The sequence below is a fragment of the Facivitalis istanbulensis genome, assembly GCF_040560405.1.
Classification (GTDB): domain Bacteria; phylum Pseudomonadota; class Alphaproteobacteria; order Sphingomonadales; family Sphingomonadaceae; genus Sphingomonas; species Sphingomonas istanbulensis.
Map to the genome: position 1 here is coordinate 1 of NZ_JAVSCQ010000029.1, position 17,734 is coordinate 17,734.

General features: G+C 65.6%; 15 protein-coding genes. 9 read left to right on the forward strand and 6 right to left on the reverse strand.

Annotated features, from left to right (window positions below; genetic code table 11):
* Positions 1–183 precede the first annotated feature (183 nt).
* Complete coding sequence (locus RN629_RS14565) at positions 184–1,476, forward strand: MFS transporter (RefSeq protein ID WP_407035865.1); 1,293 nt, start codon at positions 184–186, stop codon at positions 1,474–1,476.
* Here RN629_RS14565 and mtnP read toward each other — a convergent pair.
* The 4 genes from mtnP to RN629_RS14585 form a co-directional block, all read right to left on the reverse strand.
* Positions 1,473–2,360 (reverse strand): S-methyl-5'-thioadenosine phosphorylase, encoded by an 888-nt coding sequence (gene mtnP / locus RN629_RS14570; protein WP_407035908.1) that lies wholly within the window; start codon positions 2,358–2,360, stop codon positions 1,473–1,475. The two genes, RN629_RS14565 and mtnP, sit on opposite strands and share 4 nt — an antisense overlap.
* Before the next feature lie 126 nt (positions 2,361–2,486).
* Entirely contained in the window at positions 2,487–3,959 is a 1,473-nt protein-coding gene (locus tag RN629_RS14575) for an efflux transporter outer membrane subunit (protein WP_407035866.1), read from the reverse strand.
* On the reverse strand, positions 3,952–7,179 hold the full coding sequence (locus RN629_RS14580) for a multidrug efflux RND transporter permease subunit (protein WP_407035867.1): 3,228 nt from the start codon (positions 7,177–7,179) through the stop codon (positions 3,952–3,954). Before RN629_RS14580 ends, RN629_RS14575 begins: the two co-directional genes overlap by 8 nt.
* 19 nt (positions 7,180–7,198) lie before the next feature.
* The gene (locus RN629_RS14585) at positions 7,199–8,383 is read right to left on the reverse strand and encodes an efflux RND transporter periplasmic adaptor subunit (RefSeq protein ID WP_407035868.1); all 1,185 of its coding nucleotides are present in this window, start codon (positions 8,381–8,383) and stop codon (positions 7,199–7,201) included.
* Between the two features lie 131 nt (positions 8,384–8,514).
* Here RN629_RS14585 and RN629_RS14590 point away from each other — a divergent pair, with 131 nt between their 5' ends.
* The 4 genes from RN629_RS14590 to RN629_RS14605 are packed head-to-tail and all read left to right on the forward strand — an operon-like array spanning position 8,515 to position 12,899.
* A complete protein-coding gene (locus RN629_RS14590; RefSeq protein WP_407035869.1) occupies positions 8,515–9,147 on the forward strand; it encodes a TetR/AcrR family transcriptional regulator in 633 nt (210 codons plus the stop codon).
* A 37-nt stretch (positions 9,148–9,184) separates the two neighbouring features.
* The gene (locus RN629_RS14595) at positions 9,185–10,300 is read left to right on the forward strand and encodes a glycoside hydrolase family 130 protein (RefSeq protein WP_407035870.1); all 1,116 of its coding nucleotides are present in this window, start codon (positions 9,185–9,187) and stop codon (positions 10,298–10,300) included.
* Positions 10,297–11,892, forward strand: a complete 1,596-nt coding sequence (locus RN629_RS14600) for an alpha-amylase family glycosyl hydrolase (RefSeq protein WP_407035871.1) — start codon at positions 10,297–10,299, stop codon at positions 11,890–11,892. The genes RN629_RS14595 and RN629_RS14600 overlap by 4 nt, the downstream gene beginning before the upstream one ends.
* Positions 11,889–12,899: a glycosyltransferase family 4 protein gene (locus tag RN629_RS14605; protein WP_407035872.1), complete on the forward strand. Its 1,011-nt coding sequence runs from the start codon at positions 11,889–11,891 to the stop codon at positions 12,897–12,899. Before RN629_RS14600 ends, RN629_RS14605 begins: the two co-directional genes overlap by 4 nt.
* A gap of 2 nt (positions 12,900–12,901) precedes the next feature.
* On the opposite strand, the gene RN629_RS14610 is transcribed toward RN629_RS14605, so the two are convergent.
* Positions 12,902–13,354, reverse strand: a complete 453-nt coding sequence (locus tag RN629_RS14610; RefSeq protein WP_407035873.1) for a MarR family winged helix-turn-helix transcriptional regulator — start codon at positions 13,352–13,354, stop codon at positions 12,902–12,904.
* Positions 13,355–13,417: 63 nt separating this feature from the next.
* Here RN629_RS14610 and hppD point away from each other — a divergent pair, with 63 nt between their 5' ends.
* The 4 genes from hppD (at position 13,418) to RN629_RS14630 (ending at position 16,851) form a co-directional block, all read left to right on the forward strand.
* Positions 13,418–14,494, forward strand: coding sequence for a 4-hydroxyphenylpyruvate dioxygenase (hppD, locus tag RN629_RS14615; RefSeq protein WP_407035874.1), 1,077 nt, complete (start codon positions 13,418–13,420; stop codon positions 14,492–14,494).
* Positions 14,495–14,579: 85 nt separating this feature from the next.
* Positions 14,580–15,869, forward strand: a complete 1,290-nt coding sequence (hmgA, locus tag RN629_RS14620) for a homogentisate 1,2-dioxygenase (RefSeq protein ID WP_407035875.1) — start codon at positions 14,580–14,582, stop codon at positions 15,867–15,869.
* Positions 15,866–16,498, forward strand: coding sequence for a maleylacetoacetate isomerase (maiA, locus tag RN629_RS14625; RefSeq protein ID WP_407035876.1), 633 nt, complete (start codon positions 15,866–15,868; stop codon positions 16,496–16,498). Before hmgA ends, maiA begins: the two co-directional genes overlap by 4 nt.
* On the forward strand, positions 16,495–16,851 hold the full coding sequence (locus tag RN629_RS14630; protein ID WP_407035877.1) for a Rieske (2Fe-2S) protein: 357 nt from the start codon (positions 16,495–16,497) through the stop codon (positions 16,849–16,851). The genes maiA and RN629_RS14630 overlap by 4 nt, the downstream gene beginning before the upstream one ends.
* Here RN629_RS14630 and RN629_RS14635 read toward each other — a convergent pair.
* Entirely contained in the window at positions 16,841–17,719 is an 879-nt protein-coding gene (locus RN629_RS14635; protein WP_407035878.1) for a PEP-CTERM sorting domain-containing protein, read from the reverse strand. The two genes, RN629_RS14630 and RN629_RS14635, sit on opposite strands and share 11 nt — an antisense overlap.
* Positions 17,720–17,734 lie beyond the last annotated feature (15 nt).

A 17,734-nucleotide genomic window follows, 5' to 3' on the forward strand; every position in this document is an offset into this window, starting at 1 on the left:
TCTTGGGAAAGAACGGCCGAAGCCGCTTCATCTGATCGTCCGTCAGCCAAAACAGGTCGCTCATATCGGTCTCCTTGCGGAGCCTGAATCAGATCACGGCGCTCACATCAATGGGTCCTGACCCTAGGGGCGATTGCGGGGCCTGGAACGCCGGAAAACCGATATGTATAAGGGGAGTAGACTATGTCAGCCACCATCGCCGATCCTGGACGGCACCGCCTGAAAGCGATTATCGGCGGATCCACCGGCAATCTGGTCGAATGGTTCGACTGGTATGTCTACTCCGCCTTCACCCTCTATTTCGCGCCGCATTTCTTCCCGTCGGAGAACCGCACCGCCCAGTTGCTGAGCGCCGCGGCGGTGTTCGCGGTCGGCTTCATCATGCGGCCGATCGGGGCCTGGGTGATGGGCATCTATGCCGATCGCAAGGGCCGCAAGGCGGGGCTGAGCCTGGCGGTCACGCTGATGTGCGCGGGTTCGCTCATCATCGCGGTCACGCCCAGCTATCAGACGATCGGCCTGGCCGCCCCCGCGCTGCTGGTCCTCGCGCGCCTGATGCAGGGGCTGTCGGTCGGCGGCGAATATGGTGCCAGCGCGACCTATCTGTCCGAAATGGCGGGCAAGGACCGGCGCGGCTTTTTCTCGTCCTTTCAATATGTCACGCTGATCTCCGGCCAGCTTCTCGCAATCTGCGTGCTGCTGGTCCTTCAGACCGTCCTGTCGGAGGCTGCGCTCGACGAATGGGGCTGGCGCATTCCCTTTGCGATCGGTGCGGTGCTGGCGGTCGTCGTCTTCTATATCCGCCGGGGACTGGCCGAGACGCAGAGCTTCGAAAACGCGAAGAAGGAAGGCGCACCCCAATCGGGCTTCCTCCAGCTGCTGTCCAAGCATCCGAAGGAAACGCTGACGGTCATGCTGCTGACCGCGGGCGGTACGCTCGCCTTCTACGCCTATTCGATCTACATGCAGAAGTTCCTGGTCAATACCAGCGGCTTCAGCCGCGAGACGGCGAGCCAGATCAACGCCATTACGCTCTTCATCTTCATGCTGCTCCAGCCGCTGGCGGGCGGGCTGTCCGACCGGATCGGGCGCAAGCCGCTGATGGTCGGTTTCGGCATCGCGGGCGTGTTGTTCACCTATCCCATCTTCTCGACGCTGGAGACCACGCGCGATCCGCTGGTCGCGGGCGGACTGGTGATGGCCGCGCTCATCATCGTGACCGGCTACACCTCGATCAACGCGGTCGTGAAGGCCGAGCTGTTCCCCGCGCATATCCGTGCGCTGGGCGTCGCCCTGCCCTATGCGCTGGCCAACACCATTTTCGGCGGCACCGCCGAATATGCCGCGCTGTGGTTCAAGAAGTCCGGCATCGAAAGCGGCTTCTACTGGTATGTCACCGGCATGATCGCCATCTCGCTGATCGTCTATCTGCGGATGCGCGACACCGCGAAGGACAGCCAGATCACCGAGGACTAAACGCCCCCGCCGCCCCGTGCGGCGAGCACCCGCGCGACGATCGGGCCAAGGCTTTCCGCCTTGGCCCGATCCATATGGGCAAGATGCGTGATCAGCGCCTGGTTCAGCACGGTATCGATCGGCGACGGCATGCGCTCGCGGGGCAGGAGCACCGCCAGTTCGGCGACGAGCGACCGCGCGGTCGCGGCATTGGCCGCAAGCTGCGCCAGCACCGTATCGACCTCGACATGCGCGGCATCCTCGCGCCAGCAGTCATAATCGGTGACCATGCCGATCAGCGCATAGGGCAGTTCCGCCTCCCGAGCGAGCTTCGCCTCGGGCATCCCGGTCATGCCGATGACATCCGCGCCCCATTGGCGATAGAGATGGCTTTCGGCACGGGTCGAGAATTGCGGCCCCTCCATCGCCAGATAGGTGCCGCTTCGCGCGACGCGAGCCCCCGCCCGCTCGCCCGCGTCCGCCACCAAGGCCGCCAGGCGCGGACAGACGGGCTCGGCCATCGAGACATGCGCGACCAGCCCGGCCCCGAAGAAACTGGTGTCGCGGTGAACCGTACGGTCGATGAACTGGTCGACTACCACGAAGCAGCCGGGCGGAAGCTCTTCGCGCAGCGACCCGATGGCGGAGATCGCCAGCACATCGGTGCACCCCGCCGCCTTGAGGGCATGGATATTGGCGCGCGCATTGACGTCGGTCGGCGAAAGCCGATGCCCCCGTCCGTGACGCGGCAGGAACACGAAGCGGACATCGCCGATCCGCCCGCGCAGCAGCGTGTCGGATGGCGCGCCCCAGGGCGTATCGGCGACAAGATACTCGACATCCTCCAGCGCATCGATCGTGTACAGCCCCGACCCGCCGATCACCCCGATCGTCCATTCCCGCATGTTCGTCATCCGCCGCGTTTCCCGTTCATCCCGCGATCGGCGCTACCGCGAACCGCCGCCCAATACAAAGGGGCGCGGCGGTCTCCCGCCACGCCCCTGAGCCATGCGTCCGAACTGGGAGTTCGATCAGCCGGCCGCCGGTACCTCTCCGCCTTGCTGGACGGTCTCACGAAGACCACCACCCAACGCGACATAGAGGGTCACATCATTCTGCAACGCCGCGCTGCGCAGGTTCAGCAGTTGCTGTTCCGCCAGGAACAGATTGCGTTCGGCATCCAGCACTTCGAGATAGATGGAGATGCCATTGCCGTACCGAAGCCGCGCCGTCCGGGCGAGCCGCCGCTGCGCCTCGACCGCGCGGGTCTGCGCCTCGATCTGCTCGGCATAACGGCGACGGGCCACCAGGGCGTCGGCCACTTCGCGGAACGCAGACTGGACCGTCTTCTGATAGGCGGCGGTCAGTTCCTCGGCCCGCGCCCGGCTCAGACGCAGTTGCGCGTTACGCCGCCCCCAATCGAAGATCGGCAGAAGCGCGGTGCCCTGAACCTGATACTGGCTGGAATCGCCATCGATCACGGTCCTGAGCGCAGGCGAAATGAACCCGCCGAGGCCAGTCAACGAGATGCTGGGCAGGAAGGCCGCGCGCGCCGCGCCGATATTGGCGTTGGCGGCCAGCAATTGCTGTTCGGCACCCACGATGTCCGGCCGATTGACCAGCAGCGCAGAGGGCAGGCCTGGTTCGATCGCCGCGAACTGCCCCTGTTCCTCCAGCCGCCGTCCCGCCGGAAGCGCAGTGGCGATCGGGCCGCCGACCAGTACGGTTAGCAGATTCTCCGTCTGGGCGACGGTCCGGCGCAATTCGGCCAGCTGCGTTTCCGCCTGGGTCAACAGCGCGACCGATTGGTCATAATCGACGCTGGAGGTGACGCCCGCGTCCATGCGCCGCTTGGCGATGCCCAACCCCTCGCGGCGGCTTGCCACGGTGCGCTCGGCCAGCGCGATCTGCTCCTCGAGCGCGCGCATCTGGAGATAGGTCGCCGCGACCTGGCCGACCAGCGACAGGCGAAAGGCGCGCTCCGCCTCGACCGTCGCCAGATATTGACGCCGTTGCGCCTCCGCCAGGTTGCGCACCCGGCCCCAGAAATCCAGCTCGAAGTTGGACACCCGGGCTCCGACCGCGAACTGGTTATAGGTGATCGCGGTCGGCGCCGGCCGGTTGCCACCGCCGCCCAGCGCGTCGCCAAAGCCCAGCGAGTTGAGCGGAACCCGCGTCCGCGTGCCGCTCACCAATGCGTCGAGCGGCGGCAGACGCTGGGCATCCTGTATCCGATACTGGGCGCGCGCCTGCGCCACACGGGCGACCGACTGCGCCAGATCGCGGTTATTGGCCAGCGCCGCCGCGATATAGGCCTTGAGGCGCTCGTCGGCGAAGAACTCCCGCCAGCCAATGTCCGCCGCCGTCCGGGTCCCGCGCACCGCCTCGGGATAACTGGCCGAGACGGGGGCGACAGGCTGACGATATTGCGGCGCGAGATTGCAGGCGGACAGCGCGCTGGTCGCCGCCAGCATCGCGGCGGTCCGGTTCAACGCCTTACGCATGGGCCGGGCCCTCCTCTTCGCCGGTTCGCTCGTGGCGGTCCGGGGCTTCACGATCGCGCGCTTCTTCCTCGGCATCCTCCGCCTCGTGATTATTCTCGCGCGCCAGCCATTTCTTGGCCGCGATGTAGAAGATGGGCGTGAAGAAGATACCGAACGCGGTCGCCGCGATCATCCCGCCCATGACGCCGGTGCCCACCGCCCGGCGGCTCGCGGCACCCGCCCCGGTGGCGATGAACAGCGGCACCATGCCCAGGATGAACGCAAGGCTGGTCATCAGGATTGGACGCAGACGCTGCCGCGCTGCTTCCACCGCCGCCTCGAAGGGCGAGCGACCGCCCTCCTCATCCTCGATCGCGAACTCGACGATCAGGATCGCGTTCTTGGCCGCCAGACCAATGATGGTGATGAGCCCGACGTTGAAATACACGTCCGCCGAGAACCCACGCAGCATGGTGAGCAACACCGCGCCCAGCACGCCGAAGGGCACCACCAGCAACACCGCAAGCGGGATCGCCCAGCTCTCGTACAGGGCGGCGAGCAGGAGGAAGACCACGACCAGCGACAGCCCCAGCAGCAGGCCGATCTGGCCCCCCGCCTGCTTTTCCTCGAACGCGGTGCCGGTCCACTCGAAGCTCATGCCCGCGGGCATCACCTCATGCGCGATCTTCTCCATCTCGTTGAGCGCGGTGCCGGTCGACTGGCCGGGAGCGGCCATGCCGGAGATGGTCAGCGACGGATAGCCGTTATAGCGTTCCAGCTGTTGCGGACCATATTGCCACCGCACCTTCGTGAAGGAGGAGAAGGGCACCATATTGCCCTGCGCATTGCGGACACGAAGCGCCAGCACATCCTCCGGCGTCATGCGCTGCGGCGCATCGGCCTGAAGATAGACCCGCAACACATTGCCTTCGCGAACGAAGTCGTTGGCATAGGCCGAGCCAAAGGCGATCGACAGCGTCTGGTTCACATCCGCGATCTGAAGCCCCAGCGCGCGCGCCTGGATCCGGTCGATATCGACATAGAGCTGCGGCGCGGGACCAAGGCCTTCGGGGCGAACGCCCAACAGAACCTTGTTCTGCGCCGCCTTCGCCAGGATCGCGAGCTGTGCCTTTTGCAGCGCCGCTTCGCCCAGACCCGAGCGATCCTCAAGCTTCATCGAAAAGCCCGTGGCGTTGCCCAGCGCCTGGATCGGCGGTGGGTCGAGCGCGAAGATCGTCGCCTCCGGGATCGACTGGACGAACCCCATCGTCTTGCCGACCAGCGTGGTGGAATTATTCTCCACGCCCTTGCGATCATGCCACGGCTTGAGGTTGACAAACGAGATACCCGCCGACTGCCCCTGTCCGAAGAAGTTGAAGCCGGCCACCGACACGACGTCGGTCACCTGCGGCTGGGCGTGGAGGAATTTCTCGACCTTGGTGATCGCGGCTCCGGTCCGTTCCAGCGTCGCGCCGGGCGCGGCGTCATAGGACACGAAGATATAGCCCTGATCCTCGGTCGGCAGGAAGCCGCCCGGCAGGCGCAGGAAGAGGAAACCCGTCAGCACCACGGTCAGGACGAACACCGCCAGCCAGCGGACCGGCCGCGACATCATCCTGCTCACGCGGCCGGAATATCTATCCGTCCCCCGGCTGAACTTGTCGTTGAACCAGTTGAAGAAACGACGCGGCAAACCGCGCACGCCCGGCTGCGGCTCGGGCCGGTCCTCGAGATGCGCCTGTTCCTGCTTCAACAGGGTGGCGCACAGGGCCGGGGTCAGCGTCAGCGCGAGAAGCGCCGAGAAGAAGATCGAGACGGCCAGCGTGACCGAGAACTGGCGGTAGATGCCGCCGGTCGATCCGGGGAAGAAGGCCATCGGGATGAACACCGCCACCAGCACCAGCGTGATGCCGATGATCGCGCCCGTGATCTGGCCCATCGCCTTCACCGTGGCGCGACGCGGACCCAGCCCCTCTTCCGACATGATGCGCTCGACATTCTCGACGACCACGATCGCGTCGTCGACCAGAATGCCGATCGCCACCACCATGCCGAACAGCGACAGCGTGTTGATCGAAAACCCGAAGGCCAGCAGGCCGATACAGGCCCCGCCGAGCGCGATGGGCACGACGATCGCGGGGATCAGCGTGGCGCGCCAGTTCTGGAGGAACAGGAACATCACTAGGAAGACGAGGATCATCGCCTCGACCAGCGTGTGGATCACGCTGTCGACCGATGCGCTGATGAACGGCGTCGTGGTGAAGGGGACGCTCCAGGCAATATCGGCCGGGAAGTTCACCTGCAGCGACTTCATCCGCGCCGCGACCGCGTCGGCGGTAGCCAGCGCGTTGGCGCCGCTGGCGAGCTGCACCGCCAGGCCAACCGTCTCCTTGCCGTTCAGCGTCAGACGGAAGCCGTAATTGTCCTTGCCCAGTTCGACGCGTGCGACATCGCCCAGCCGAACCGCCGAACCGTCGGGATTGGCGCGGATGATGATCTGACGAAACTGCTCCGGCGTGGCAAAGCGGTTCTGGGTGATGATCTGCGCCGTGAACTCGGCCGTGCGGGTCAGCGGTTGCGCACCGATCGCGCCGCCCGCCGTCTGGCTATTCTGTTCCTGTACCGCCGCCAGCGCCTCGGACGCCGAAAGATTATAGCCGGCCAGTTTCTGCGGATCGAGCCAGATGCGCATCGCATAGGGCGAACCGAACAGCAGCACGTCGCCCACGCCATCGATCCGGCGCAGCTCATTCCGGATATTGTTCTCGGCATAGTTGCCCATCTCTACCGGGCTGGTCTTGCCCGATTTCGAGCTGAGCGTGATCACCTCCAGGAAACCTGCCGACCCCTCGGTCACCTGAATGCCCAGCGCGCGGACTTCCTGCGGCAGGCGCGGCTCGGCGCGGCGCAGGCGATCCTGGATCTGGGTGCGCGCGACGTCCAGATTGGTGCCCGGCTTGAACGTGACCGTGATCTGCGCCGTACCGTTCGAACGGCTCGTCGACGCCATGTAGAGGAAATTGTCGACGCCGTTCAATTCCTTCTCGATGACGGCGGTCACCGAACGGTCCATCACCTCGGCATCGGCGCCGTTATAATTGACCGCGACGTTCAACGCGGGCGGCGCGACCGATGGATAGCTCTCGATGGGCAGAAGGCGCAGCGCGATCACGCCGAACAGCGCGATGAACAACGCGATCACCCAGGCAAAGACCGGGTGATAGACGAAAAAGCGGTTCATAGGGTTCGTACTCCGGCGATCAGCGACCGGCGGCAGGCTGAGCGCCCGCCTGACCCTGTGCCTGTTGTCCGTTCTGGCCCGGCGCCTGGACGCGGACCTTCTGGCCCGGCTGCACCTTCTGCCATCCTTCGGTGATGACCTTCTCGCCGGGCTTCAGGCCCGACAGGATGACCCAGTTGCTGCCGACCTGTCCGCCCAGGGTGATCGGACGCGCCTGCACCGTGCCGCCATTGTCGACGACCATGACCGACGCCGCCTGGTTACTCAGCTGCACCGCACGCTGCGGGATGGAGATGCCGTCGCGGATCGTCCCCGCCGACACATGCGCACGAACGAACTGGCCGGGCAGCAGGGCACGGTTGGGATTGGGGAACTGGGCGCGCAATTGCTGGCTGCCCGTGGTCGGATCGACCGTCTGCCCGGCAAAGTCGAGGCGACCGGTCGGACCATATTCCGTGCCATCCTCCAGGGTCAGGCGAACCGTGATGTTCGAGAGAGCGGGCAGCGCCACGCCCCCAGAGCGCGACTGCCGGATCATTTCGGTCAGCGCCGAGCTCGACTGGGTGAAAACGGCGTAGATCGGCGACATCTGATCGACCTGAGTCAGCGGCGTCGCCTGGGTCGCGCTGACCAGCGCGCCCTCGGTCACCTGCGCCCGCCCGACGCGCCCCGCGATCGGCGCGCGCACGATGGTGTAGCTCAACTGGAGCTGCGCGCGCGACAGGGCCGCACGGGCATCGGCGATGGTGGCATCGGCCTGACGAAGTTCCGACTGCGCCGCATCGAATTCCTGCGCGCTGACTGCCCGTTCGGCCACAAGCGGCTGATAGCGCCGGACGATCGACGCGGCGTTGGCGCGCGCCGCCTGCGCCCGGGCCAGGGCCGCCTGCGCCTGCTCGACCTGGGCCCGATAATCGCGCTGATCGATGCGGAACAAGGGCTGCCCCTCCGCGACGTCGGTTCCTTCGCGATACAGCCGCGCCTCGACGATGCCGTCGGTCCGCGCGCGCACCTCGGCGGTGCGAACCGCCTCGATCCGGCCCGGCAACTCGATGATATTGGGAACCGCACTCGACTGAACCGTCACGACGTCCACCAGGGGTGGCGGCGGCGCGGCCATTTGCTGGCCCTGCTGCCCTTGTCCGCAGGCTGCAAGCGCAAGAGCCATCGCCGCCGATGACCCAAAGGCAAAAAATTTGGACACGCCGTGAAACTCCCTGAAACAGATGACGTTAAAGTCATTCAGCTTCCCTCTTTACCTCGCACCTGCAAAAAAGCAACGGTTAAGTGCAATTAAATTTGACCTCCGCTACTCCAGGGCCCAAAATGGGTGTCATGACCATCACCAAGCGGACTGCTGGACGCCCGACCCGCGAGCAGGCGCAACACATCGGGGACATCGTACTGACGGGCGCACGCGAGGCGTTTTGCTGTCGCGGGATCGAGGGCACGTCGATGGAAGAAATCGCCTTGTCCGTCGGGGTCAGCAAGCACACCATTTATCGTCGCTATGCGGGCAAGATGGCATTGCTCGACGCGGTGGTGACGCGCGATCTCGATCGCCTGAACCAGGCCATGCTTGAGGCCAGCACCGAGAGCGATCCGCTCGAACGGCTGAGGCATTCCGCGCGCCGCTTCTTCTATTTCTGCGTCGAGCCGGATTCGGTGCGGTTCATGGCGTTCCTGACGTCCGAATCGGTCTTTTCCGAGGATCTGCGGCGGCGTTTTGTGACCTGGGAACGCGTCCTGTCCGCGCCCATCATCGCCTGCATCGAGGCCGCGCAAGAACATGGCCAGTTGCGCCGCGACGAAACACCCACGGCGCGGTTCAGCCTGCTCATCGATATTCTGGACGGTCCCAGCCGCCGGATGCAGTTCGACATGCCCGATCCCTTTAGCGGACTGGAGCCCGAAGCGTTTTTCGAACATCGCTGGTCGGTCTTCCTGAAGGTCGCAAAGAACGGGTGAGACGGAACGGCGGCGGGAGGCGGACGTTGGCGGGATCATGGCCGACGACCTGCTTGTTCTCCGCCCCGACGATGTCGATCTCGCCCGTTCCCCGCTGCGGCGTGGTATCGCCGAGCCCACCTATGTGCTCGGCGCTTTCAACCCGGGGATGACCCGACTCGTCAACGGCAATCTGCTCCTGATGGTGCGGGTGGCCGAGGCGCTGGCGGAGCCGATCGATGGCGACCATGTCCGCGCCATACGCTGGACACCCGATGGCTATGTGCTGGACCGCCATCCGATCAGCCTGCTCGACATGACCGATCCGCGGCAGTTCGCGCTTCGGGGGACCGCGCACCGCGTCCTTGCCCTCACCTCGCTCTCCTGGCTCCTGCCCGTCGAACTGACCCCGGATGGCTCCGCCATCGTCACGGTGCATTATGACAAGGTGATCGAGCCTGCCGCAACATGGCAGGACTATGGTATCGAGGATGCGCGGATCAGCCGGATCGAGGATCGCTGGTACATGACCACCTGCTCGGTATCGGCCGAGCGGCATTCGACAACCTTGCATCTGTCCGACGATGGCCTTCACTATCGGCTGGCGGGGATCATCCTCGACCATCAGAACAAGGACATGCTGTTCTTCGAGGGGCGGGTCGATGGACATTTCCTGGCGCTGACCCGGCCGCTGGGTGAGGTCTATTTCGCCTACCCGGGGGATAGCCCGTTCGTCGGCGGTCCCTCGATCAACTTCGCCGCCTCGCCCGATGCGCTCCACTGGAAACCGCTGGAGGCCCCAGGCATCCGGGGGCGCAAGGGTTCGACATCGGCGATGAAAGTCGGCGGCGGCACGCCCCCCATCCTGACCGATCAGGGATGGCTGACGCTCTATCATGGAGTCGAGCAGCGGGGGACGGTCGGCATCTATCGCACATTCTGGGCCTTGTTCGACGCCGATGACCCGACCCGCATCCTCCACATCGCGGACGAACATCCGCTGATTGAAGCGGCGCCGGCCCTGACCGCGCCGATCGCGGACCAGCTTTATCTGCCGACACCGGTGGTCTTTTCGACCGGCATGATCGATCTGGGCGACCATTATCTGGTGGCGAGCGGCGAGGCCGACCTCGCCTGTCGATTGACCCGTTTGCCCAAGAGCGTGTTTCGATGAGCCGTCCGCACTGGTGGCAGTCGGCCGTCCTCTATCAAATCTATCCGTGGTCGTTTCAGGATAGCGGGAATGACGGGATCGGCGATCTCCGCGGGATCAAGGCACGGCTCGACTATCTGGTCGAACTTGGCATCGATGCAATCTGGTTATCGCCTATTTTTCTGTCGCCTATGGCAGACTTCGGCTATGATGTGGCCGATTATCGCGGAATCGATCCACGGTTCGGCACGCTGGCGGATTTCGACTCGCTGCTCGCCGCCGCCCATACGCGCGGGTTGAAGCTGCTGCTCGATTTCGTGCCCAATCACAGTTCGGACCAGCATCCCTGGTTCATCGAAAGCCGCGCGTCGCGCGCCAATCCGAAACGCGACTGGTATATCTGGCGCGATCCGGCGGTCGATGGCGGCCCGCCCAACAACTGGATCAGCGACTTTGGCGGCCCCGCCTGGACGCTCGATCCGTCGACCGGCCAATATTATTACCATGCCTTCCTGAAGGAACAGCCCGACCTCAACTGGCGCAATCCAGAGGTGCGCGCCGCCATGCTCGACGTGCTGCGCTTCTGGTTCGCGCGGGGCGTCGACGGGTTCCGTATCGATGTCCTGTGGCACATCGTCAAACATGCCGCTTTCCCGGACAATCCGCCCAATCCGGATTGGCATCCGGGGATGGGCGCGATGCACCAGGTCTTGCAACATCATTCCACGGATCAGCCGGAAGTGCATGATATCGCGGCAGATATGCGCGTGATCGCGGATGCCTTCGGGCGGGAGGGCGACGACCGGGTGCTGATCGGCGAAATCTACCTGCCGGTCGAGCGGCTGATGCGCTATTACGGTCTGCAAGGCGAAGGCGTCCATCTGCCGTTCAACTTCCAGTTGATCGACGCGCCCTGGCACGCCCGCCAACTCGCGCGGATGATCGCCGAGTATGAAGCCGCCCTGCCGGTAGGCGGCTGGCCTAACTGGGTGCTGGGCAATCATGATCGCCCGCGCAGCGCGAGCAAGCGCGGTCAGGCGCAGGCGCGCGTCGCTGCGATGCTGCTGTTGACGCTGCGCGGCACGCCGACGCTCTATTATGGCGACGAACTGGGCATGGAGAATGGCGTGATCCCGCCCGAACGCGTCCGCGATCCGCGTGAGTTGCGCGAGCCGGGCCTCGGGTTGGGGCGCGATCCCGTCCGCACGCCGATGCCATGGGATGACAGCCCGCAGGCCGGTTTCACGCTGGGCGAGTCCTGGCTGCCGCTGAACGCCGATTGGCCCCGACGCAATGTCGCCGCGCAATGGGACGATCCGGCCTCGATGCTCTCGCTCCACCGCGCGCTGTTGCAGCTCCGCCGCGCGACCCCCGCACTGACCCTGGGTTCGCTGCATATCGTCGAGGCGGAGGGCGATGTGCTGGCCTATCGTCGCGAACATGACGGCGAGCACCTGCTGATCGCGCTGAACCTCGGCCACCAAGCCGCACCGTTCGCGCTGCCACCCGGAAGCCCGCTGCTCTCCACCCTGCCCGGCCCCCTGCCCGACGGGGTGCCGCCGATACTGCGCCCTGATGAGGGCCTGATCTGGAAGGTCGACCGCCTGACATGAAGATTGCGATGATCGCCCCGATCGCGTGGCGCACGCCGCCGCGCGCCTATGGCCCCTGGGAACTCGTCACCAGCCTGTTGACCGAAGCCCTGGTCGAACGCGGGGTCGACATGACCTTGTTCGCCACACGGGACAGCCTGACCCGGGCAACGCTCGCCGGGCCGGTTCCTGCCCCCTATTCGGAAAATCCATCGGTCGATGCGAAGGTCTGGGAGATGCGGCATCTCGCCGCCGTCTTCGAGCGCGCAGGCGACTTCGACCTGATCCACAACCAGGCGGATTTCCCCGCCCATGCCTTCTCCCGGCTGGTCGACACGCCCATGGTCACGACGATCCACGGCTTTTCTTCCGAACGGATCATGCCGATGTATGAACCCTATCAGGACAGGGTTCACTATGTCGCGATCTCGGACGCCGATCGCCATCCGCACCTGCGCTATGCCGCGACCATCCATCACGGTATTCCGTTAGAGGATTTCCCTTTCAACCCAGACCGTTGCGAATATCTCCTGTTCTTCGGCCGCATCCACCCGGACAAGGGCGCAGCCGAGGCGATCACGGTCGCGCGGGCCTGTGATCGGCGGCTCGTCATGGCGGGCATCGTCCAGGACCAGGGCTATTGGGAGCGCGACGTTCAGCCGCATGTCGATGGCGACCGCATCACCTATCGCGGGCCGGTGGGTGGCGCGGATCGCACCGCCACGCTGGGGCAGGCGCGAGCGCTCCTCCACCTCATCAACTTCGATGAGCCGTTTGGCCTCTCGGTGGTCGAGGCCATGGCCTGCGGCACGCCGGTGATTGCGATCCGCCGCGGGTCGATGCCCGAACTGATCGAGGATGGCGTGACCGGCTTTCTGGTCGACTCGGTCGAGGAGGCCATCGCGGCGGTGGTGCGGATCGACGAGATCGATCGGGCCGCCTGCCGCCGCGCGGTGGAGACACGCTTCTCGGTCGACCGGATGGCCGATGCCTATCTCGCGCTCTACCGATCGATCCTCGGCCGATAGGATCAGGCGCGCAGCGACAGCGCCACGGCATCGATCCGGTGGAGCATGGCGACAAAGGCCTCCAGCTCATCGGGCGCGAAACCCGCGAAGAGCTGCGCCTCAAGCTCCAGGGCCTTGGGCGCGACATCGGCATAGAGAGTCCGCCCCGCCTCGGTCAGGACCAGCAGGTGCGAGCGGCGGTCCCCGTCATGCGCCGTCCGTTCGAGCAAGCCCCGGCCGACCATCGCGATCGCCGCGCGCGACACCATGACCTTGTCCATTCGGCTCCGCTCGCACACCGCCGACTGCGCCACCGCGCCCTCTTCGGCCACGATCGCGATCAGCCGCCATTCAGGGATCGTGAGTCCGAAAAGCTGCTGATAGGCGCTGGCGATATGGTCGCTGACCAGGTTGGAGGTGATCGACAGTCGATAGGGCAGGAAGCCGTCGAGCCGCAATTCGCGAGATCGTAACATTTGACACCAATTCTCCGGTCTGCGATTTAGTGACGAACGTTACTGAATCAGGAGTTGGACGTCATGGCAACCGCCCCCTTCAATCCGACGGGCCATAATCCTCTCGGCCTCGACGGCTTCGCATTCTGCGAGTTCACCATGCCTGAGCCGGACATGCTGGCCAGGCAGTTCGACATGATGGGCTTCGTCCCCACCCATCGCCATCCAAGCAAGGCGATCACCCGGTACAAGCAGGGTCGGATCACCCTGCTCCTGAACGCCGAGGCGGAGGGCCAGGCCGCCGACTTCCGCGCCGATCACGGTCCCTCCGCCAGCGGCATGGGCTTCAACGTCGCCGATCCGGTCGAAGCGTTCGATCATGCGGTCCGGGGCGGCGCGACCCCGGTCGATGCGGCCCGCGGTTGCCTGACCCCCGACGCCCAGGTGATCGAGGGCATCGGCGGCAGCTATCTGTATCTCGTCCAGGCGGGCACCGACCTGTTCGCCGACTGGACCGAGATCGAAGGGTGGCAGGCGGCCGAGGCGCGCAACAATGTCGGCCTCGACCTGCTCGACCATCTGACCCACAATGTGCGGCGCGGCGAGATGCGGACCTGGTCGGGCTTCTATTCCAAGCTCTTCGGCTTCGAGGAGCAGAAATATTTCGATATCAAGGGCAAGGCGACCGGTTTGTTCAGCCAGGCGATGATCGCGCCCGACAAGGCGATCCGCATCCCGCTGAACGAAAGCCAGGACGAGAAGAGCCAGATCGAGGAATTCCTCCGCGAATATAATGGTGAAGGGATCCAGCACCTCGCCCTCACCACCGACAATATCTATGAAACGGTCGAAAAGCTGCGCGCGCGCGGCATTCGCCTGCAGGACACGATCGAGACCTATTATGAGTTGGTCGACAAGCGCGTGCCCAACCATGGCGAGGATCTGGAGCGGCTGCGCAAGAACCGCATCCTGATCGACGGCAATGTCGGCGAGGAGGGCATCCTGCTCCAGATCTTCACCGAGAATATGGTCGGCCCGATCTTCTTCGAGATCATTCAGCGCAAGGGCAATGAGGGCTTTGGCAACGGCAATTTCCAGGCGCTGTTCGAGAGCATCGAACTGGACCAGATCCGGCGCGGCGTGATTACCGTCGACGCCTGATCGGGATCGATCGCGGGGCGGCGCGGCATCGCCCGCCGCCACCGACGGGCCAGCAAACGATAGCAGCCCGGCAGAGGAGAGGATCATGAACGAGACGGCGACCCCGCGCTACATCTCCGGCTTCGGCAACCATGTCGCGACCGAGGCGGTGCCCGGCGCGCTCCCGATCGGCCGCAATTCGCCGCAGCGCCCGGCCTTCGGCCTTTATGCCGAGCAACTGTCGGGGACCGCCTTCACCGCGCCGCGCCACGAAAACCGCCGCTCCTGGCTCTATCGCCTGCGCCCGACCGCCGAGCATCCGCCCTATGAACGCTATGCCGGCGCGGCGCGCTTCGCCCCGGGCACCAGCGACAGCCCCCTGCCCCCCAACCGGCTGCGCTGGGACCCGGTGGCGAGGCCGGAGGCAGGCACCGACTGGATCGACGGCATGACGACGATGCTCGCCAATCGCGATCCCGCCGATCTGGAGGGCGTGGCGGTCCATGTCTATGCCTGCAACCGCAGCATGGAGCGGGTGTTCGTCGACGCGGATGGCGAGTTGGTCTTCCTGCCGCAATCGGGACGGCTGGCCATCCTGACCGAACTCGGCCGGATCGACATCGCGCCGGGCCAGATCGCGCTGGTCCCGCGTGGCGTGCGCTTTCGCGTCGAACTCCCCGATGGCGAGGCCGCGGGCTACGTCGCGGAAAATCACGGCAGCCTGTTCCGCCTTCCCGATCTGGGCCCGATCGGCGCGAACGGCCTGGGCAATCCGCGCGATTTCGAGACGCCCGTCGCCTGGTTCGAGGATCGCGACGACCCCATCCAGGTCGTGCAGAAATTCCTCGGCGCGCTCTGGACGATGACGCTCGACCATAGTCCGCTCGACGTGGTCGCGTGGCACGGCAATCTCACGCCCTGGCGCTATGACCTGTCACGCTTCAACACGATCAACACGGTCAGCTTCGATCATCCCGATCCGTCGATCTTCACCCTGCTGACATCACCCAGCGACGTGCCCGGTCGCGCCAATGCCGACCTGGTCCTCTTTCCGCCGCGCTGGATGGTGGCGGAGGACACGTTCCGCCCACCCTGGTTCCACCGCAACGTGATGTCGGAGGCGATGGGCCTCATCACCGGCGCCTATGACGCCAAGGCGGAGGGTTTCCGCCCCGGCGGCCTGTCGCTGCACAATCTGATGGCCGGGCATGGCCCCGATCTGGCGAGTTGGCAGGGGGCGAGCGCCGCCGACCTCAAGCCGCATCGGATCGACGGCACGATGGCCTTCATGGTCGAAAGCTGCTGGCCCTATCGCCCCACCGATCACGCGCTGGCCCATGCGCAGCTCGATTATGACGCGGTATGGCGGGATTTCCCCAAGGCTCGGCTGCCATGAGCCTGACGCTGCATGGCTATTGGCGATCCAGCGCGGCCTATCGCGTTCGCCTGGCCCTGGGCCTGAAAGGGCTGACCTATCACGATGTACCCCATGATCTGCGGGTCGGGGCACAGCGCGCACCTGAATTCCGGGCCTTGCAGCCCCAGGGGCTGGTGCCGGTGCTCGAGGGGCCGGATGGCGCGCTGATCCAGAGCCCGGCGATCCTGGAATGGCTTGAGGAACGCTATCCGACGCCACCATTGCTACCCCGCGAACTCGGTGCCCGGGCGACGGTGCGCGCTATGGCCGCCATCGTGGCATGCGACATCCACCCGACCAACAATCTGCGGGTGCTGACCAGACTTCGCACCGACCTGAACGCCGATGAGGCGATGATACGCGGTTGGATCGCGCACTGGATCGCGGAAGGCTTCGCCGCGCTGGAGACGATGATCCGGCATCATGGTCGCGGCTTTGCCTATGGCGACGCGCCGACACTGGCCGACTGCCATGTCCTGCCGCAGGTCTATAATGCGGAGCGGTTTGCGGTAGACCTGACCCCCTATCCCGCGACCGTGGCGAGCGCCCGGCGGCTGCACGATCGCGTGCCGCAGGCCGCGCCTGAGGCGCAGGGGGATGCGGGGTGAGCGAACGCCTGACCTCCGCGCCGGCGGGCATTAGATTGGGGCCGCTCGACCTCGTCGCCGATGGCACGGCGCGCAATTTCGTCCTCCAGATGCGCGCGGGTCGTTTCCATGGCTTCGTCGTACGGCGGGGCGACACCGTACATGGCTATGTCGACCGCTGTCCGCACATGGGCCTGCCGCTGGCGCAGGAACTCGACGGCTATCTGACGCCCGACGGCCACCGGATCGCCTGCGCCTGGCACGGGGCGGTCTTCGCGGTCGAGAATGGCCACTGCCTTGGCGGTCCCTGTGTGGGCCAGGCGCTGACGCCCTGGCCCGTCACGGTCATCGACGGCGCGATCGTTACGGCCTGATCCCGGTCGGTTCGGCGGTCAGTTCCGCCTGGGCGATCGCCTGGAGCCGCCCCACCGTGCGTGGCTCCAGCCCGAGGTCGCGCCCCGCCCGCTCCTGCTCACCCAGCAGGCGCACGTCGACGCCGGTGATCCGGCCGAAGATCACCAGCGCCTCCAGATAATATCCTGCCGCGCTGGCATGATACTGGTCCCAGGTCCACAGGTCGATCTGGCCAAAGGCGATGCCGTCATAGGGATTGGGATCGGCCAGCCGCTCGCGCCACGCGCGGTTCCATGCCTGCCCGACCGGGATGGCGCCGGACAGGTCGCGACTCTGCCGCAGGGCATAGGCATTGCCCGCGGCCAGATCGTCCGCCATCGCGGTGACCGGCTTGCCGCGCCATGGGCTGGGCTTGCGATAGGTCAGGTCGGCGCGGCTCCAGGTGGAAACGAGTTCCACCCGCGCATGCGGGTTGGCCCGGCGCAGCATCGCCGCGATCCGCGCCGCCGCCTCGGCGTGGCGCACCGGATCGCCCGGTCGTTGCGGGTCCAGCACGCTATACCCCTGAAGGATGACGACGTCCCAGCGCCCGTCGATCACCCCGCGCTTATGCTCGTAATGAAAGGCCAGATCCTTGCCCGGCACGGTTTCCAGGCTGACCGTCCAGTCACGGCCCGTTTCCTCGGCAAAGGTCTTGAACAAGGCGGGTACGCCGCCGATACCCTCGCCGTTCAGGTCATGCACCAGATCGGGACGATAGCGCATCACGGGCGAATGCGCGCCAAAGGTGAAGCTGTTGCCGACGAACAGGATGGTTTCCGCCGAGACCGGCATCGCCGCCGCCGCCAGCCACACAATGCCGAACACCCACCATTTCCGCCCGACCATATCGCCTCCCGTGAC

Bases quoted from the DNA above. Each gene is read 5' to 3' on its own strand.
- RN629_RS14565 (WP_407035865.1), top strand. From the start codon at position 184: ATGTCAGCCACCATCGCCGATCCTGGACGGCACCGCCTGAAAGCGATT.
- mtnP (WP_407035908.1), bottom strand. From the start codon at position 2,360: ATGCGGGAATGGACGATCGGGGTGATCGGCGGGTCGGGGCTGTACACG.
- RN629_RS14575 (WP_407035866.1), bottom strand. From the start codon at position 3,959: ATGCGTAAGGCGTTGAACCGGACCGCCGCGATGCTGGCGGCGACCAGC.
- RN629_RS14580 (WP_407035867.1), bottom strand. From the start codon at position 7,179: ATGAACCGCTTTTTCGTCTATCACCCGGTCTTTGCCTGGGTGATCGCG.
- RN629_RS14590 (WP_407035869.1), top strand. From the start codon at position 8,515: ATGACCATCACCAAGCGGACTGCTGGACGCCCGACCCGCGAGCAGGCG.
- RN629_RS14595 (WP_407035870.1), top strand. From the start codon at position 9,185: ATGGCCGACGACCTGCTTGTTCTCCGCCCCGACGATGTCGATCTCGCC.
- RN629_RS14600 (WP_407035871.1), top strand. From the start codon at position 10,297: ATGAGCCGTCCGCACTGGTGGCAGTCGGCCGTCCTCTATCAAATCTAT.
- RN629_RS14605 (WP_407035872.1), top strand. From the start codon at position 11,889: ATGAAGATTGCGATGATCGCCCCGATCGCGTGGCGCACGCCGCCGCGC.
- RN629_RS14610 (WP_407035873.1), bottom strand. From the start codon at position 13,354: ATGTTACGATCTCGCGAATTGCGGCTCGACGGCTTCCTGCCCTATCGA.
- hppD (WP_407035874.1), top strand. From the start codon at position 13,418: ATGGCAACCGCCCCCTTCAATCCGACGGGCCATAATCCTCTCGGCCTC.
- hmgA (WP_407035875.1), top strand. From the start codon at position 14,580: ATGAACGAGACGGCGACCCCGCGCTACATCTCCGGCTTCGGCAACCAT.
- maiA (WP_407035876.1), top strand. From the start codon at position 15,866: ATGAGCCTGACGCTGCATGGCTATTGGCGATCCAGCGCGGCCTATCGC.
- RN629_RS14635 (WP_407035878.1), bottom strand. From the start codon at position 17,719: ATGGTCGGGCGGAAATGGTGGGTGTTCGGCATTGTGTGGCTGGCGGCG.